Annotated in this window: 14 protein-coding genes; 7 read left to right on the forward strand and 7 right to left on the reverse strand. The window is 70.1% G+C overall.

Features of this window, described 5'->3' with window-relative positions; translation table 11 throughout:
- Positions 1-174: 174 nt before the first annotated feature.
- The gene (locus FJM51_RS05645; protein WP_140453142.1) at positions 175-1,077 is read right to left on the reverse strand and encodes an ROK family protein; all 903 of its coding nucleotides are present in this window, start codon (positions 1,075-1,077) and stop codon (positions 175-177) included.
- Between the two features lie 239 nt (positions 1,078-1,316).
- Between FJM51_RS05645 and rpsO the strand changes: the two genes are divergently transcribed.
- Positions 1,317-1,586 carry a 30S ribosomal protein S15 gene (gene rpsO, locus FJM51_RS05650; RefSeq protein ID WP_140453143.1) on the forward strand — a complete coding sequence of 90 codons (270 nt, stop codon included), beginning with the start codon at positions 1,317-1,319 and terminating at the stop codon, positions 1,584-1,586.
- 191 nt (positions 1,587-1,777) lie between these two features.
- Positions 1,778-3,901, forward strand: coding sequence for a polyribonucleotide nucleotidyltransferase (gene pnp / locus FJM51_RS05655; protein WP_140453144.1), 2,124 nt, complete (start codon positions 1,778-1,780; stop codon positions 3,899-3,901).
- 78 nt (positions 3,902-3,979) lie between these two features.
- Here pnp and FJM51_RS05660 read toward each other — a convergent pair whose 3' ends face one another.
- From FJM51_RS05660 to FJM51_RS05685, 6 genes are all read right to left on the reverse strand, one after another.
- Positions 3,980-4,957 carry a glycosyltransferase family 2 protein gene (locus FJM51_RS05660; protein WP_140453145.1) on the reverse strand — a complete coding sequence of 326 codons (978 nt, stop codon included), beginning with the start codon at positions 4,955-4,957 and terminating at the stop codon, positions 3,980-3,982.
- Complete coding sequence (locus FJM51_RS05665; RefSeq protein ID WP_181164457.1) at positions 4,942-5,595, reverse strand: hypothetical protein; 654 nt, start codon at positions 5,593-5,595, stop codon at positions 4,942-4,944. The genes FJM51_RS05660 and FJM51_RS05665 overlap by 16 nt, the downstream gene beginning before the upstream one ends.
- Before the next feature lie 74 nt (positions 5,596-5,669).
- Positions 5,670-6,356, reverse strand: a complete 687-nt coding sequence (locus tag FJM51_RS05670) for a putative nucleotide-diphospho-sugar transferase (RefSeq protein WP_140453146.1) — start codon at positions 6,354-6,356, stop codon at positions 5,670-5,672.
- Positions 6,353-7,183, reverse strand: coding sequence for a glycosyltransferase (locus tag FJM51_RS05675; RefSeq protein ID WP_140453147.1), 831 nt, complete (start codon positions 7,181-7,183; stop codon positions 6,353-6,355). Before FJM51_RS05675 ends, FJM51_RS05670 begins: the two co-directional genes overlap by 4 nt.
- A complete protein-coding gene (locus FJM51_RS05680) occupies positions 7,168-8,100 on the reverse strand; it encodes a glycosyltransferase family 92 protein (protein ID WP_140453148.1) in 933 nt (310 codons plus the stop codon). The genes FJM51_RS05675 and FJM51_RS05680 overlap by 16 nt, the downstream gene beginning before the upstream one ends.
- A gap of 89 nt (positions 8,101-8,189) precedes the next feature.
- A complete protein-coding gene (locus FJM51_RS05685; RefSeq protein ID WP_140453149.1) occupies positions 8,190-9,167 on the reverse strand; it encodes a ketopantoate reductase family protein in 978 nt (325 codons plus the stop codon).
- 317 nt (positions 9,168-9,484) lie between these two features.
- On the opposite strand from FJM51_RS05685, the gene FJM51_RS05690 reads away from it, so the two are divergent.
- From FJM51_RS05690 to ppk2, 5 genes are read left to right on the forward strand one after another with little or no spacing between them, the layout of a single operon-like run.
- On the forward strand, positions 9,485-10,600 hold the full coding sequence (locus FJM51_RS05690; RefSeq protein WP_140453150.1) for an AI-2E family transporter: 1,116 nt from the start codon (positions 9,485-9,487) through the stop codon (positions 10,598-10,600).
- Complete coding sequence (locus FJM51_RS05695; protein ID WP_140453151.1) at positions 10,601-11,056, forward strand: hypothetical protein; 456 nt, start codon at positions 10,601-10,603, stop codon at positions 11,054-11,056.
- A gap of 1 nt (position 11,057) precedes the next feature.
- Positions 11,058-12,290, forward strand: coding sequence for an HlyD family secretion protein (locus tag FJM51_RS05700; protein ID WP_140453152.1), 1,233 nt, complete (start codon positions 11,058-11,060; stop codon positions 12,288-12,290).
- 2 nt (positions 12,291-12,292) lie between these two features.
- The gene (locus FJM51_RS05705; RefSeq protein WP_140453153.1) at positions 12,293-14,041 is read left to right on the forward strand and encodes a SulP family inorganic anion transporter; all 1,749 of its coding nucleotides are present in this window, start codon (positions 12,293-12,295) and stop codon (positions 14,039-14,041) included.
- Positions 13,989-14,831 (forward strand): polyphosphate kinase 2, encoded by an 843-nt coding sequence (gene ppk2 / locus FJM51_RS05710; protein WP_140453154.1) that lies wholly within the window; start codon positions 13,989-13,991, stop codon positions 14,829-14,831. Before FJM51_RS05705 ends, ppk2 begins: the two co-directional genes overlap by 53 nt.
- Positions 14,832-14,837: the final 6 nt, after the last annotated feature.

Below are 14,837 nucleotides of genomic sequence, written 5' to 3' on the forward strand. Positions count from 1 at the left end.
ATTCGGCACGGCGGATGATACAATTTCCGGGAATTCAATCCAACGGGAAGGTGCCCGGCGGATCTGGTCCCGGTTTTACGATGACTTGAGTTGAATCAGCTTCAACGGAAGCGATACTTCACCTGAAGTTGCATCTTGAAACGATTACGAATGCGAGGCGAACGCCAGGCCGCGTCAGAGCCAGGCCGCGCCCCGCACGCCGGAGCTGTCGCCATGGACGTTGCGCGCGAGCCGGGTCAGGAACCGGTCGCCGAAGACATGCGCCTCGATCCGGGGCGGGACGGTCCGGTAGAAGCGGTCGATGTTCGAGAGCCCGCCGCCGAGCACGATCACGTCCGGATCGAGCACGTTGACGATCGAGGCGAGCGACCGGCCGAGCCGGTCCTCGAAGCGGATGAGCGTCTCCTCGGCGAGCGTGTCGCCCGCCTCGGCCAGGGCGAGGATCTCGGCCGGGCTCGGGCCGGTCCCGGCGGCGAGCCCGGCGCGGCGTGCGAAATCCGCGGCGAGGCTCGGCCCCGAGAGCCAGGATTCGGTGTGGCCCGGCACGCCGCAGGAACAGACCGGCCCCGGCCGCTCGTCGTCGAGCGGCGCGGGCAGCGGAATGTGGCCCCACTCGCCGGCGATGGCGTTGATCCCCTCGACGAGCGCGCCGTTCACGACGATGCCGCCGCCGACGCCGGTGCCGAGGATGACGCCGAAGACCACGGGGGCGCCCGCGCCCGCGCCGTCGACCGCCTCGGAGAGGGCGAAGCAGTTCGCGTCGTTGGCGATCTTGACCGGCCGGTCGAGCGCGCGGGCGAGGTCGCCGCGCAGGTCGCGGCCATGCAGCCAGATCGAATTGCCCATGCTGACATGGCCGGTGCCGCGGTCGACCGAGCCGGGCACGCCGATGCCGACGCGCTCGACCCGCCCGCCCGCCTCGGATTCGAGGCTTTCCATCAGGGACTTGATCGCCGCCACGCCACCTTCGTAGTCGAAGCGCGGCGTGGCTACGCGGGCGCGGGCGCGTTCGCTTCCGTCGGGGGCGAGGAGGATACCTTCGATCTTCGTCCCGCCGTAATCGACACCCATCCGCATGCCCGTCCCTCCCCTTTCGGCGCAGTATTAGGCAGGCCCGGCCCCGCGCGCAACGGCGGGGCGCCGGCCCTCGGGCGGCGCGGGCGCGCTCTTTTCTTCGGGCGGAAAAGGCTGTATAGCGCACGGCGCCGCCGGGCGAGCCCGCCCGCGCGGCCTTTCCGTTTTTCGACCCCGCTGGACGACATCCCGGCCGCGGCCGAGGCGGAAGGTTTGCAACCCTTATGACACGAGGTTCCACGATGTCGATCACGCCCGAGCTCAAGCAGCAGCTCATCAACGACTACGCCACCAAGTCCGGCGACACCGGGTCGCCCGAGGTGCAGGTCGCGATCCTGACCAGCCGGATCAACACGCTGACCGAGCACTTCAAGACCCACAAGAAGGACAACCACTCGCGCCGCGGGCTTCTCAAGATGGTCTCGCAGCGCCGCAAGCTGCTCGACTACGTGAAGGGCAAGGACGAGTCGCGCTATCAGTCGCTGATCGGCCGCCTCGGCATCCGCCGCTGAGTTTTCGAGGGGCGCGGCCGGACCGGTCGCGCCCCTTCTCCATCCGGCGGACCGTTCCGCCGGCCGCATGCCAGCCTTCCGCCCGACCCCGCGGGATGGCCTGTCCGATGAAAACCGGGGTCCGCGGGGCCGAAATCCCCCCGCGTCACGCGGCCGGGCCAGGGGGTCCGGCCGTCTTGCAAGGAAGAGAGATGTTCAAAACCGTCACGAAATCGATCGAGTGGGGCCATGACACGCTCACGCTCGAAACGGGCAAGGTTGCCCGTCAGGCCGACGCCGCCGTCATCGCCACCTATGGCGAGACCAGCGTGCTCGCGACCGTCGTCTTCGAGAAGAAGGCGAAGCCCGGCCAGGATTTCTTCCCGCTGACCGTCCACTATCAGGAAAAGTACTACGCGGCCGGCAAGATCCCCGGCGGCTTCTTCAAGCGCGAGGCCCGGCCCTCCGAGAAGGAGACGCTGACCTCCCGCCTGATCGACCGTCCGATCCGCCCGCTCTTCGTCGAGGGTTTCAAGAACGAGGTCCAGGTCATCGCGACGGTGCTGTCGTATGACATGGAAAACGATCCCGACATCGTCGGCATGATCGCGGCCTCCGCGGCGCTGACGCTCTCGGGCGCGCCCTTCCTCGGCCCGATCGGCGCCGCGCGCGTCGGCTTCGTCGACGGATCCTACGTGCTGAACCCGGCCGTGGACGACATGGAGAAGCTGCGCGAGAACCCCGAGCAGCGCCTCGATCTCGTCGTCGCCGGCACCAAGGGCGCCGTGATGATGGTCGAGTCGGAGGCCTACGAGCTCTCCGAGGCCGAGATGCTCGGCGCGGTGAAGTTCGGCCACGAGCAGATGCAGCCGGTGATCGACCTCATCATCGGCCTCGCCGAGGAAGCCGCGAAGGAGCCCTTCGACTTCCAGCCCGCCGACACTTCCGCGCTCTACGAGCGGGCGAAGACGCTCGGCGGCGATGCGATGCGCGCGGCCTTCCAGGTCCGTGACAAGCTGGAGCGCCAGGCCGCCGTCAAGGCCGCGAAGGAGCAGATCCTCGCCGGCCTGAGCGAGGAGGAGCAGGCCGACGCGGGTCTCGACGCGGTCATCAAGAAGCTCGAATCGGACGTCGTGCGCTGGGACATCCTCGACCACGGCCGCCGCATCGACGGGCGCGATCTCGTTACCGTCCGGCCGATCGTCGCGGAAGTGGGCGTGCTGCCCCGCACCCATGGCTCCTCGCTCTTCACCCGCGGCGAGACCCAGGCGATGGTCGTCTCCACGCTCGGGACCGGCGACGACGAGCAGATGATCGACGCGCTGCACGGCACGTACCGCTCGAACTTCCTGCTGCACTACAACTTCCCGCCCTATTCGGTGGGCGAGACCGGCCGCATGGGCTCCCCGGGGCGCCGCGAGATCGGCCATGGCAAGCTCGCCTGGCGCGCGCTCCAGGCCGTGCTGCCGGCGGCGACCGACTTCCCCTACACGATCCGCGTGGTCTCCGAGATCACCGAGTCGAACGGCTCCTCCTCGATGGCCTCCGTCTGCGGCGGCTCGCTCTCGATGATGGACGCGGGCGTGCCGCTGAAGGCGCCGGTCGCGGGCGTCGCGATGGGCCTGATCCTCGAAGGTGAGAAATACGCCGTCATCACCGACATCCTCGGCGACGAGGACCACCTCGGCGACATGGACTTCAAGGTCGCGGGCACGGCGAACGGCATCACCTCGCTGCAGATGGACATCAAGGTCGCGGGCATCACCCCGGCGATCATGGAGCAGGCCCTCGCCCAGGCGAAGGACGGCCGGATGCACATCCTCGGCGAGATGGGCCAAGCGCTCACCTCGGGCCGCGCGGAATTCTCCGCCCACGCGCCCCGGATCGAGACGATGCAGATCGCGACCGACAAGATCCGCGAAGTCATCGGCTCGGGCGGCAAGGTCATCCGCGGCATCGTCGAGGAATCGGGCGCCAAGGTCGACATCAACGACGACGGCGTGATCAAGATCGCCTCCGCCAACGCGGAAGCCATCGAGAAGGCCCGCGAGATGATCTCCTCGATCGTCGACGAGCCCGAGGTCGGCAAGGTCTACACCGGCAAGGTGGTGAAGATCATGGATTTCGGCGCCTTCGTGAACTTCTTCGGCAAGCGCGACGGCCTCGTTCACGTGAGCCAGCTCTCGAGCGACCGGGTCAGCCATCCGAAGGACATCGTCCAGGAAGGCCAGTCGGTGAAGGTGAAGCTCATGGGCTTCGACGACCGCGGCAAGGTGCGCCTTTCGATGAAGGCGGTCGACCAGACCACGGGCGAGGAAGTCAAGGAAGACGCCTGAGCCCTTCCCCTGTCCCTCGAAGATCGAGACCCCGCCGCGTCCTTCGCGGCGGGGTCTTTCCGTTGGGAAGGGCGCCGTTCAGTCCCGCCAGCGCCCCAGGCCTGGCCGGTAGAGCGCCTCCGGCGAGACCGGCGCGCTCCGGGGTCCGAGGAAACCGCGGCCCCGCTCCCGCATCTCGCCCAAGAGTTCCGCGAGCTGCCGGTACTGTCTCGACCCGCCCGAATAACCGCCCGTCTCCAGCGCGTAGCCGATCTTGCGGCCGAGATCGGCGGTGAACTTGAAATGCAGGATCGCCAGCATGTCGCGGGTGCTGGGCGCCGGCGCGATCCGGTGCGATCCGTCCCAGCGCGTGCCCGCGCGCCAGCGCGCCAGCGGCACCTTGCCGAGGTTGTTCGCCTTCACGAACCGCTCGAGCCCCAGCTTCGCGGCGAGCATCCGGCCCGCGTCGCGGTTCGGGCGGGCGCCGTTCTCCGCGAAGAGGCGGGCGCGCGCGCCGCGGTAGATCCAGACAGGCTTCGTCACGCCGGGCAGGGACAGGAGGTGCGGCGCGGCGTCGAAGAACCACGGGCCGTCCGGATCGAACGGGCGATCCGCGAGGATTTCCCCGACCGTGGCGGGATAGACGTCGATCATGATCCCGCCGATCGCGTCGCTGCCCTTCGCCTCCAGCCCGGCGATCACCCCGGCGAGCGTATGCCCGGGCGGCGGAACGAGGAATTCGTCCGCGTCGGCGAAGATCGCCCAGCGGTCGCGGCAGAACCGGTCCATCAGCTCCTGCCGCCAGGCATGGACGGCGCGGTGGCCGCCGACATCCTCGAAATACCGGACGGGCGAGGTGACGACCATGCAGTCCTCCTGCTCCGCGAGGAAGTCCGCCGTGCCGTCGGTCGAGGCATCGTCGAGGATCACGAAACGCGCGACGCCGAGCCGGCGATAATGTTCGAGGAAGGCCGGCAGGAAGAACATCTCGTCATGGACGATGGCGCAGAGCGAGAGGCCGGGGCTATCCTCCAGCGACCGGCCCCGGATCGTGAGCGGCGTCAGTCCAGCAGCCACAGCTTCATCCGCTCGATCAGCCGCGAGAGGCCGTGCCGGTGCGCGTAGTCGGGCTCCACGAAGGTCGAGATGATCCAGTCCAGATGCTGCTTCGGCACCGGTCCCGGCGTCAGTTCGAACCGGGCCATCCGGCCGATCATCTCCGCGGGCGGCGCGAGGCGCTCCACCTCGCGGTAGCGGGGCCGCGTCTCGTAATCGTCGAAGAGCACGGTGACCGGCTTCTCTGTCTTCATCGCCACGGTCGCGAAACAGGCCGGGCGGAACCGGCCGTCGATCAGCACGACGTCGGGATGGCGGAAGCCCGGGTCGCTCCAGACCGCGAGCGGGTAGTCCGGGAATTTCGGCGCCGCGCGGCGCGAGGTCGGCGCGCCCCATTTGCGCGTCGGTCCGATGTCGACGTGGCGCACCGCCACGCTCTCGGCGCGCTTCATGCCGGCGACATGGGTCGCGACCATCGCGGCCCAGGCGGCGTCGCTCTCGACCGAGGTGACGGTCTTGCCCGGCATTCCGGCCGCGAGCACGGTCGAGCCGCCGCTGCCGTATTCGAGGATCACTTCGGCGCCGGAATAGATCCGGCGCAACGCGGCGGCCTCCGCCTCCGGCAGGGTCAGGACGGGTCCGCCCGCGGTTTCGGTCATCTCTCGTGTCTTTCCCATCCGGCGCATCGCCCCGGTTCCACAGATACCGCGGCCCGCGCCCCCCCGCCAGCGGGTCAGACGCCGGGGCCGAGCAGCGCCTCCAGCCGGCGCCGGATCGGCCCGCCCCGCTTGGTCGGGTGGAACCGGTTCGCATGCAGGATCACCGGCGGCGGCCGGCGCGACAGGAAGCGGTCGATCCAGGTGTAGCGCCGCGTGTTGAACCGGGGCGGCAGCACGGCGACCCTGAGATCGCTCTCCCAGAGCACCCGGCGGAAGGAGATCTGGTCGGCGACGAAGCCCGCCCGGTGATAGGCCTCCCGCCAGGTCTCGAAGAAGGCGATCACCTCGGGACTCGCGCGATAGAGCAGCACGCCGCCATTGTGCTCGGGGAAGGCGGAGGGCACCGGATCGTATTCCTTCGGCCGCAGCACGCGGTCGGTATCGCGCACCCGGTGCGCCGCCGCCACCGCGAAGCGGTCGAGCAGCCGGAACATCTCGCCGAGATCGCCCAGCACGCGCGTGTCGCCGTCGAGATAGAGCGTCTCGGCGAAGGGGGTGCGGGGCAGGTAGTCGATCTTGGAGCGGACATGCGCCCCCGCCACCGGCTCGACGATGTCGAATTCCGGTCCGACATCGGCGGAATCGGCGAAGATCGCGAGGCCGAGATCCGGATTGGTCCGCCGGACCGACCGCGCCGAGTCCCGCGCGGCCTCGATATGCGCGGCGCCGGTCGCGACGTAGATGACGCCCCGCCCGGTCACGGCGCGTTCCGCTTCGCGATGCCGTCCGGCGTCCAGAAGCGGCCGGATTTCCGGATCTCCGCGATCATCGCCTTGTGCCGGCGGATCCGCTCCGGATCGGCGTAGCCGCGCGGATGGTCGAGATGGACGAGCGGGGCGGTGAAGCGCACATGCCGCCCCTCGACGCCGGAATTGATCAGCCGCGCGCCGAATTCCTTGTCACCGCCGCCGTACTTGATGCCCTCGTCATAGCCGTTGATCCGCAGGATATCCTCCCGGAAGGCGGAGGCATTTGCGCCGCAGAGCGCCTTCTGGACCGGGGAGGTGACCTCGAGGAAGTTCATCACCGGCTTCGGAAAGGGCATCGTCTTGAGCCAGGTTCCGATCCGGTCGATCGCGCGGTTCTCGCGGAGCCAGGCCCGCTCGAACACGAGGCCCGCGGCCACCATTTCCTCGGTGACCGAGGCGGTGGCCTCCGCGTCGAGCCGGATCAGGCTTCCGGTGCAGAACCGCCGGGGCCGGGCGAGTTCGAGGTGGCGGGCGACGAAGCACGGATGGATCAGCACGTCGCCGTCGATGAAGACGAGGAAATCCGCCTCCGAACTCGCGATCGCGCGATTGAGGATCACGTTCTTCTCGAAACCCCGGTCCTCGTGCCAGACATGGCGGACCGGCACCTCCGGATGCCGCGCGGCGAAGGCCGCCACCGCCGCCGCGGTCTCGGGCCCGGATCCGTCGTCGGCGACGCAGATCGAGTGGGGCCGGACATCCTGCCGCGCTACCGAGGCGAGGCAGAGCAGCAGCGGGCGCACGCTGTTGTAGGTGCTGAGGATCAGCTCCGTCCGCATGACGCCTCCGCCGGTTCCACCGCGTCCCGCCGCGCCAGGAAATCGAGCGCGGCGCGGTCCTCGACCTCCTCGGCCTCGATCGCCTCGACCGTGCGGCGCACCTTGCGCTCGTATTCCGGCGACTTGGCGACGAGATTGGGCCCCCGACCGATCTTCTCGCGCAGTTCCTGCTCCGACCGGGCATAGTAGTGGTTGAGCTGGATGTGGTCCGCCGAATAGAAGCCCGGCTTCTCCCGCTCCGCTCCGCGCGCGCTCTCGCCCCGGTCGTTGCAGGTGAGATCCGTTCCGTCGGTCTCCATCGAATGCACCCTGAGGGCGGTCAGGTGGCAGGGATCGACGACGCATTTGAACGCGCGGATGCCCCGGCGGTCGCTCATCGGATCGGCGGCGCGGCGCAGGTAGTTCGCGATCACCCCGCCCTCCGGCGGAGTCTCGTGCCCGTTTCGCCCGAACATGTGCCAGGGCAGCGACAGGTTGCGCGCCTCGCCGAGCGGCGCCAGCGCCTCCGGCAGGCTCCCCGCCCGTTTCGGGATCAGGAACTCGTCCACGTCGATGAAGGCCATCCAGCGGTGGGCGCCGCCGAAATTGCTGGCGGCGTGGGCATAGGCCAGCACCTGGTTGTGGATCTCGCGCCCCATCCGCGCGTCGGAGAACACCTGTTTCCAGGGCACGATCACCAGCGCCTCGGGCGGCAGCGTTTCGCGCAGGATCGGCAGGGTCGCGTCCTCGCAGCCGTTGTCATAGACGAGGAAGCGCGCGACGCCGGCGCGGTGGTGGAACCGCGCCCATTCCCCGATGTGACGTGCCTCGTTCCGGACGATCAGCGTGATCGCGAGCCCGTCGCGCCCCGGCTCCGGTTTCGGGGGCCGGATGCCGATCTTGCTGATCTTGCCGAACATCGGCAGTTTCCAGAACATGCTCCCGCGCCCCGCGCTGATCTTCACCCCGGCCGGTCCTAGACCATCGCGCCGGCGCCGGGAAGTCAACGGGCGCGCGCCCCCGGCCCTCAGGCGCCTTGGGCGGCGAGGGCCGCCGCGACCTCCGCCTCGCCGAGGGTTCCCGGGGCGCGGCCGTCGCGGACCATGCGCGCGCCGATCTCGACGAAGGCGGCGTTGACGGGCGTCGGGACGCCGAACAGCCGGCCGAGCAGGGCGATCTCCCCGTTGAGATAGTCGGTCTCGATCGAGCCGGTGCCGCGGACGAGGCTCTGGACCGAGGAGCCGCCGATCCGCTCGACGCCGGGGATCGGCTGCCAGCGCATCAGCGCCTCGCGCCGCGGATCGCCCGCGCCGACGTCGCGCCAGGCGATGCCGGCCGTTTCCAGCACCGCCTCGGCCTCGGCGCGGAGCAGGGCGGGATAGCGGGTCTCGCGCGCGCCGGGGCCGACGGCGGCTTCGACCGCGTTGGAGAGGTTCACGATGAGCTTGCCGTATTTGCTCTCCATCACCCGGGGCGTGACGAAGGTCGCGATGTTCGCCCGTTCGAGCGCCGCCGCCAGGGCCTCGTCGTCGGCGTCGCAGCCCTCGGGATAGCGCCCGATCTCGAAGATGCCGTGCCGGGGCGAGGCGAAGGCCGCGACCTCGCCCGGCTTCGTGAAGCTCGCGGGCATCATCACGGTGACGGCGTGCACATTGGCGAACCGGCGCAGCGCGAAGCGTTCGTTCGCGACGCCGTTCTGGACGCAGAAGACCGGCTGCCCGCGCAGACCGACGGCGCGGAGCCGTTCGAGCGCCGCGACCGTGTCCTGGGTCTTCATCGTGAGCAGGACCGCGTCGTCGGGCCGGAGATCGATCTCTCCGGGATCCGCGAGGCAGTCGAAACGGGCGTGAAGCCGCCGGTCGGGCGTGAGGAGCGAGAGGCCACCGGCGCGGATCGCCGCGAGCTGCGAGCCGCGCGCGACGCCGACGACCTCCTGCCCCGAGAGCGCCAGCGCCGCCGCGACGGTCCCCCCGATCGCTCCGACTCCATAGACGATGACGCGCATGCCGCTCCCCCCGGTTTCCCGCGGTCGCGGGCGATCCTCCGCGCGCCCGCGCGCGGCCTGTGGCTCAGGTACCCGCGGGAGAAATCGGAAGGCAAGCGCCGCGGTTCGTGACGCGTCCGGCCGCATGTCGCGCTGGCGTCCGGATTGCCCGGGCGCTATCCATGGTGCTGTCTGAGGAGGGCGGACATCATGGGAATGGGGCGGGGAGATTCGCCGTTCCGGCGGAAGCCGTTCACGCGGCGGCGCGAGCGCGTCGCCGACCGCCATCGCGCGCTCACCCGCGGTGGGGAGACGCCGCCCCGCGCCGGAACCCGGACATGATGACCCCGTCCGCGCCACCGCCGGGAGACGGGAGGATCGAGGCGCGCGCGACCGATTTCGCCGTCCGCCTCGCCTTCCTGGGGCTCTTCGCGTGGTGGTCGCTGGACCTTGTCCGGCCGTTCCTGCCGATCGTCATCTGGGCGATCCTGCTCGCGGTCGCGCTTTATCCCGCCTATGCCGGGCTTGCCCGTTGGCTCGGCGGCCGCCGCGGCCTCGCCGCGACGCTTCTCACCATCGTCGCGCTCGCCACCGTGCTCGGCCCGGTCAGCGTGCTGGCGGCGAGCCTCGTCGATTCGGTGCACTGGCTCGCCGAGGGGCTGCGGACCGGATCGCTCCGGGTGCCGCCGCCGCCGGCGGCGCTCAAGGACTGGCCCGTCCTCGGCGAGCCGGTCGACGAGGCCTGGAAACTGGCCGCGGGCAATCTCGACGACGCGGTGACGCGCTACGGGCCCGCGCTCCTGCCCGCGGGCGGCGTCGTGCTCGGCAAGATCGCCGCGATCGGCGTCGACGTGGTCAAGTTCGTCGCCTCGGTCGTCATCGCCGGCTTCCTCTTCCTGCCCGGCCCGCGGCTCGCCACGGGCGCCCGGGCCTTCGCAAGCCGGCTGATCGCGCCGCGCGGCGCGCAGTTCGTCGATCTCGCCGGTGCGACGATCCGCAACGTCTCGCGCGGGGTGATCGGCGTCGCCCTGCTCCAGGCGCTGCTCGCGGGGATCATCCTCTATCTCGCGGGCATCCCCGGGGCGGGGCTGATCGCCTTCGGCGTGCTGCTGCTCTGCGTCGTGCAGATCGGCCCGGCGCCCGTGCTGCTGCCGGTGCTGATCTGGATCTGGATGACCCATGCGACGACCTTCGCGCTCGTCATCACGCTGCTGCTCCTGCCCGTCGCGCTGCTCGACAACGTGCTGAAGCCCGTGCTGATGGCGCGGGGCCTGACCACGCCGATGCTCGTCATCCTGACCGGCGTCATCGGCGGCACGCTGACCCACGGACTCGTCGGGCTGTTTCTCGGCCCGGTCGTGCTCTCCGTCTTCTATGATCTCGTCGTCGCCTGGACACGCCTCGGCGCCGCGCCCGCCGGCCCGGGCGATCCAGATGCCAGCTCCGGAGCCTGAATGGACCATCCACCCGTGAATCCCGCCGCGCCGCACTACCTGCCCTCCTTCGTCACCGGGCCCGGACAGTCGGACTGGCTCATGACGGTGATGCTCGTCTTCCTCCTCGTCACCGTGGTCTCGGCCGGGCTCATATACCTCAAGCTCCACGCGCTGCCCGAGCATATGGCGCATCGCGCGAACAAGGTGCAGCTCCAGTTCGTCGCCGTGCTCGCGCTGCTCGCGCTCTTCACGCACAACGCCGTCTTCTGGATCGCGGCGCTGCTGCTCGCGCTCGTCGAGCTGCCGGACTTCTCGACGCCGATGAATTCGATCGCCCTCTCGCTCGAACGGCTCTCCGGGCGGGATCGGCCGGGCGAGCCGCCGTCGCGCTGGAACGACCTGCTCTCGGACGATCCGGAGCGCGCGGCGGCGGAGAGGCCGGCGCGGCCCGCCGCCCCGGACCGGGAGGCCTGACATGCTCGAACTCCTCCTCTGCTCGGCCATCACGATCCTGCCGGATTTCCTCTACCGGCGCTTCGTCCAGGGCAAGCGGATCGGGCGCGAGATCACGCTCTTCTCCGTCTGGTACGAACTCCGCTGGGGGATCACCTTCTGCGTGATCCTGACGGTCTCGCTCATCACCACGATCTTCTACTTCCATCCCGCGACCAACAACGCGGTCTCGGTCTTCCGCACCGTCACGATCCTGCCCGAGACCGGCGGCCGGGTGGCGGAGACCTACGTGGGCATCAACCAGCACGTGACCGCCGGCCAGCCGCTCTTCCGCCTCGACACCAGCGCCCAAGAGGCGGCGATCGAGACCGCGAAGCGCAGGATCGCCGAGGTCGAGGCGGGGATGGAGGTGGCCCGGGCGCAGCTCGCCGAGGCCGACGGCCGCATCACCCAGGCGCGGGGCTCGCTCAAGCAGGCGACGGACGAGTACGAGACCCGCGCCGAACTGATCCGGCGCAATCCGAATGCGATCTCGCAGCGCGAGGTCGACCGCGTGCGGGTCGCCATGGAGACCGCCCAGGGCGCCGTCGACGCGGCGCTGGCGGCGAAGGCGGCGGCGCAGTCGCAGATCGATTTCGCGCTGCCGGCGCAGAAGGCGAGCGCCGAGGCCGCGCTGCGCGAGGCGGAGGTCGCGCGCGACAAGGCGCTGGTCGTCGCCGGCACCGACGGGGTGGTGCAGCAGTTCGCGCTCCGTCCCGGCGACGTGGTGAACCCGATGCTGCGTCCGGCGGGCATCCTCGTTCCCGACCGCCACGTCACCGGGCTCGTCGCCGGCTTCGGCCAGATCGAGGCGCAGGTGATCAAGGTCGGCATGGTGGGCGAGGTCGCCTGCGCGGCGATCCCCTTCACCGTCGTGCCGGTGGTGATCACCGACGTGCAGGACGTGATCGCCTCGGGCCAGATCCGCCCGACCGACCAGCTTCAGGATGCCACCTCCTTCGCCCGGCCGGGCACGATCACCGCGATCATGGAGCCGCTGTTCGAAGGCGGGCTCGACCGGCTGCCGCAGGGCAGTTCCTGCGTCGCGAACGCCTATACGAGCAATCACGACGCGCTCCAGGATCCGGAGATCGGCGCCTTCCACGCCTTCGTGCTTCACGCGATCGACGCGACCGGCCTCGTCCACGCGGCGCTGCTCCGGATGCAGGCGCTGATCCTGCCGGTGCGGACCCTCGTGCTGAGCGGCGGGCACTGAGCATGGCGGAGGCCGCTCCCCGCGCCGGCTGGCCGGTGCTCGCGAGTTTCGCGGGCTACCGCTGGCGCTGGATCCGGCCCGACATCGCCGCCGGTCTCGCAATCGCCGCGGTCGGCCTGCCGAGCGCGATCGCCTATCCGGCGATCGCGGGACTGCCGCCCGAGACCGGGCTCTACGCCTCGATCGCGCCGCTGCTCGCCTACGCGGCGTTCGGGCCGTCGCGCCAGCTCGTCGTCGGCCCCGACGCCGCGACCATCACGGTGCTCGCCGCCGCGCTCGCGACCATGCCGGGGCTCGCGGCCGCCGACCGGCCGGCGGTCGCGGCGATGCTCGCGCTGATCGTCGGCGGCTTCTACATCGGCGCGCGGCTGCTCGGCCTCGGCGTGCTCTCGACCTTCCTGTCGCGGCCGATCCTCGTCGGCTTCTTCGCCGGCATCTCGCTTTCGATCATCACCGGCCAGCTCAAGCGCGTGACCGGCGTCGATGTCGAGGCGGAGGGACTGATCGCGCCCTTCATCGACTTCGCGCGCAAGGCGGCCACGATCCACTGGCCCTCGCTCGCGCTCGCGGTCGCGATGTTCGTCCTGCTCCAGGCGACGAGCGCGTCGCGCCTGCCGATCCCGGGGCCGGTCGCGGTCGTCGTCGTCTCGGTCGTTCTCTCGGCGCTCTTCGACTTCAAGGGGCACGGGATCGCGGTCGTGGGCGAGATCCCGTCGAGCATCCCGCGCCTCGCGCTGCCCGCGCCGTCCGGCGCCACCTTCGACCAGCTCCTGCTCGGCGCGGGGGCGATCTTCCTGGTGAGCTTCGCCGCGGGCATCGTCACCGCGCGGAGCTTCGGCCAGCGCGGCGGCTATCCGGTCGATGCCAACCGCGAGATGATCGGGTTCGGCGCGGCGAACTTCGCCGCCGGCCTGTTCTCGGCCTTCCCCGTCACCGCCTCGGATTCCCGCACCGCGATCAACGCGAACATCGGCGGGCGTTCGCAGCTCGCGAGTATCGTGGCGGCGCTGGCGCTGCTCGTGACCGTCCTGTTCCTCCGGCCCGCGCTCGCGATCCTGCCGATCCCGGCGCTGGGCGCGATCCTGATCGCCGCGGCGGTGAGCCTCATCGACGTCCCGGCGCTGCGCGAGATCTGGCGCATCAGCCGGATCGAATTCGTCTTCGCGATGATCGCGCTCTTCGCGCCGATCAGCCTCGGGGTTCTGAACGGCGTGGTGGTCGCGATCGGCGCGACCTTCGCCTATCTCTTGCGCAAGATGATGTATCCGCGCGACGCGCTGCTCGGCCGCGTGGCCGGGCACGAGGGGTTCTACAAGCTGCACCGCCATCCGGAGGCGCGGCCGGTGCCGGGGATGACCATCGCGCTCGTCCAGGGCGACCTGCTCTTCTTCGACGCCGACCACGTCCATGCCCGGCTGCATGCGATCGCGGAGGCGATGCCGGCGGAGACGCGGTGGCTCGTCATCGACGCGAGCGCGGTCACGCAGATCGACTCGACCGGCGCGGCGATGCTGGAGGAGGTCCGCGCCGATCTCGCGCGCCGGGGCGTCAGGCTCGGCCTCGCCGAGGTGCACGCGGAGGTGCGCGCGCTGCTCGAACGGGCGGGCTTTCTCGACGCGCTCGGGACGGGGATGATCTTCGACGATCTCGACGACGCGCTGCGCGCCCTCGAGGCGGCGCCAATAGCGGAGGAGACGCATGAGCAAGAGGCAGAGGAAGGACAAGGCCGCGGAGGTGTCGGCGGAGTCTGACCCGAAGGCGGCGAAGAAGGCGCGCAACAGGGCCTACGAGGCCGAACTCGCGCGGCTCCAGGTCGAGATCGCCCATCTCCAGGCCTGGGTGAAGGAGACCGGCGCCCGGATCGTGATCCTGTTCGAAGGCCGCGACGCCGCCGGCAAGGGCGGGATGATCAAGCGCCTGACCGAGAAGGTGAGCCCGCGGGTCTTTCGCGTGGTCGCGCTCCCCTCGCCCTCCGACCGGCAGAAGACCCAGATCTACATGCAGCGCTACGTCGAGCAGCTGCCGGCGGCGGGCGAGGTCGTGATCTTCGACCGCTCCTGGTACAACCGTCCGGGCGTCGAGCGCGTGATGGGCTTCTGCACCGAACACGCCGCCCGGCGCTTCCTGGAGGAGATCCCGCATCTCGAGGCGCTGCTGACCGAATCCGGCATCACGCTCCTCAAGTACTTCCTGACCGTCGGCGAGAAGGAGCAGGAGCGCCGGTTCCGCCAGCGCATCGACGATCCGGTGCGCCAGTGGAAGCTCTCGCCGATGGACCTCGAGAGCTACCGCCGCTGGTGGGACTACACCAAGGCCTATGACGAGATGATCCGCATGACCGACACGCCGCACGCGCCCTGGTGGATCGTGGATTCGAACGACAAGAAGGCGGCGCGGATCAACTGCATCACGCACCTCCTGTCGCAGATCCCCTACGAGAAGGTGGAATACGACGAGCCGAAGCTCGGCAAGCGGCAGAAGAAACCCGCCGACTACGTCACGGACCGGATCGCGCGCAACATGGTGCCGGGCGTGTTCTGAGTCGCG

Source organism: Amaricoccus solimangrovi (assembly GCF_006385685.1).
GTDB lineage: Bacteria > Pseudomonadota > Alphaproteobacteria > Rhodobacterales > Rhodobacteraceae > Amaricoccus > Amaricoccus solimangrovi.

Excerpts from the sequence above, each read along its gene's own strand:
- FJM51_RS05645 (WP_140453142.1), bottom strand. The coding sequence starts at position 1,077 with ATGCGGATGGGTGTCGATTACGGCGGGACGAAGATCGAAGGTATCCTC.
- rpsO (WP_140453143.1), top strand. The coding sequence starts at position 1,317 with ATGTCGATCACGCCCGAGCTCAAGCAGCAGCTCATCAACGACTACGCC.
- pnp (WP_140453144.1), top strand. The coding sequence starts at position 1,778 with ATGTTCAAAACCGTCACGAAATCGATCGAGTGGGGCCATGACACGCTC.
- FJM51_RS05665 (WP_181164457.1), bottom strand. The coding sequence starts at position 5,595 with ATGACCGAAACCGCGGGCGGACCCGTCCTGACCCTGCCGGAGGCGGAG.
- FJM51_RS05675 (WP_140453147.1), bottom strand. The coding sequence starts at position 7,183 with ATGCGGACGGAGCTGATCCTCAGCACCTACAACAGCGTGCGCCCGCTG.
- FJM51_RS05680 (WP_140453148.1), bottom strand. The coding sequence starts at position 8,100 with ATGTTCTGGAAACTGCCGATGTTCGGCAAGATCAGCAAGATCGGCATC.
- FJM51_RS05685 (WP_140453149.1), bottom strand. The coding sequence starts at position 9,167 with ATGCGCGTCATCGTCTATGGAGTCGGAGCGATCGGGGGGACCGTCGCG.
- FJM51_RS05690 (WP_140453150.1), top strand. The coding sequence starts at position 9,485 with ATGATGACCCCGTCCGCGCCACCGCCGGGAGACGGGAGGATCGAGGCG.
- FJM51_RS05695 (WP_140453151.1), top strand. The coding sequence starts at position 10,601 with ATGGACCATCCACCCGTGAATCCCGCCGCGCCGCACTACCTGCCCTCC.
- FJM51_RS05700 (WP_140453152.1), top strand. The coding sequence starts at position 11,058 with ATGCTCGAACTCCTCCTCTGCTCGGCCATCACGATCCTGCCGGATTTC.
- FJM51_RS05705 (WP_140453153.1), top strand. The coding sequence starts at position 12,293 with ATGGCGGAGGCCGCTCCCCGCGCCGGCTGGCCGGTGCTCGCGAGTTTC.
- ppk2 (WP_140453154.1), top strand. The coding sequence starts at position 13,989 with ATGAGCAAGAGGCAGAGGAAGGACAAGGCCGCGGAGGTGTCGGCGGAG.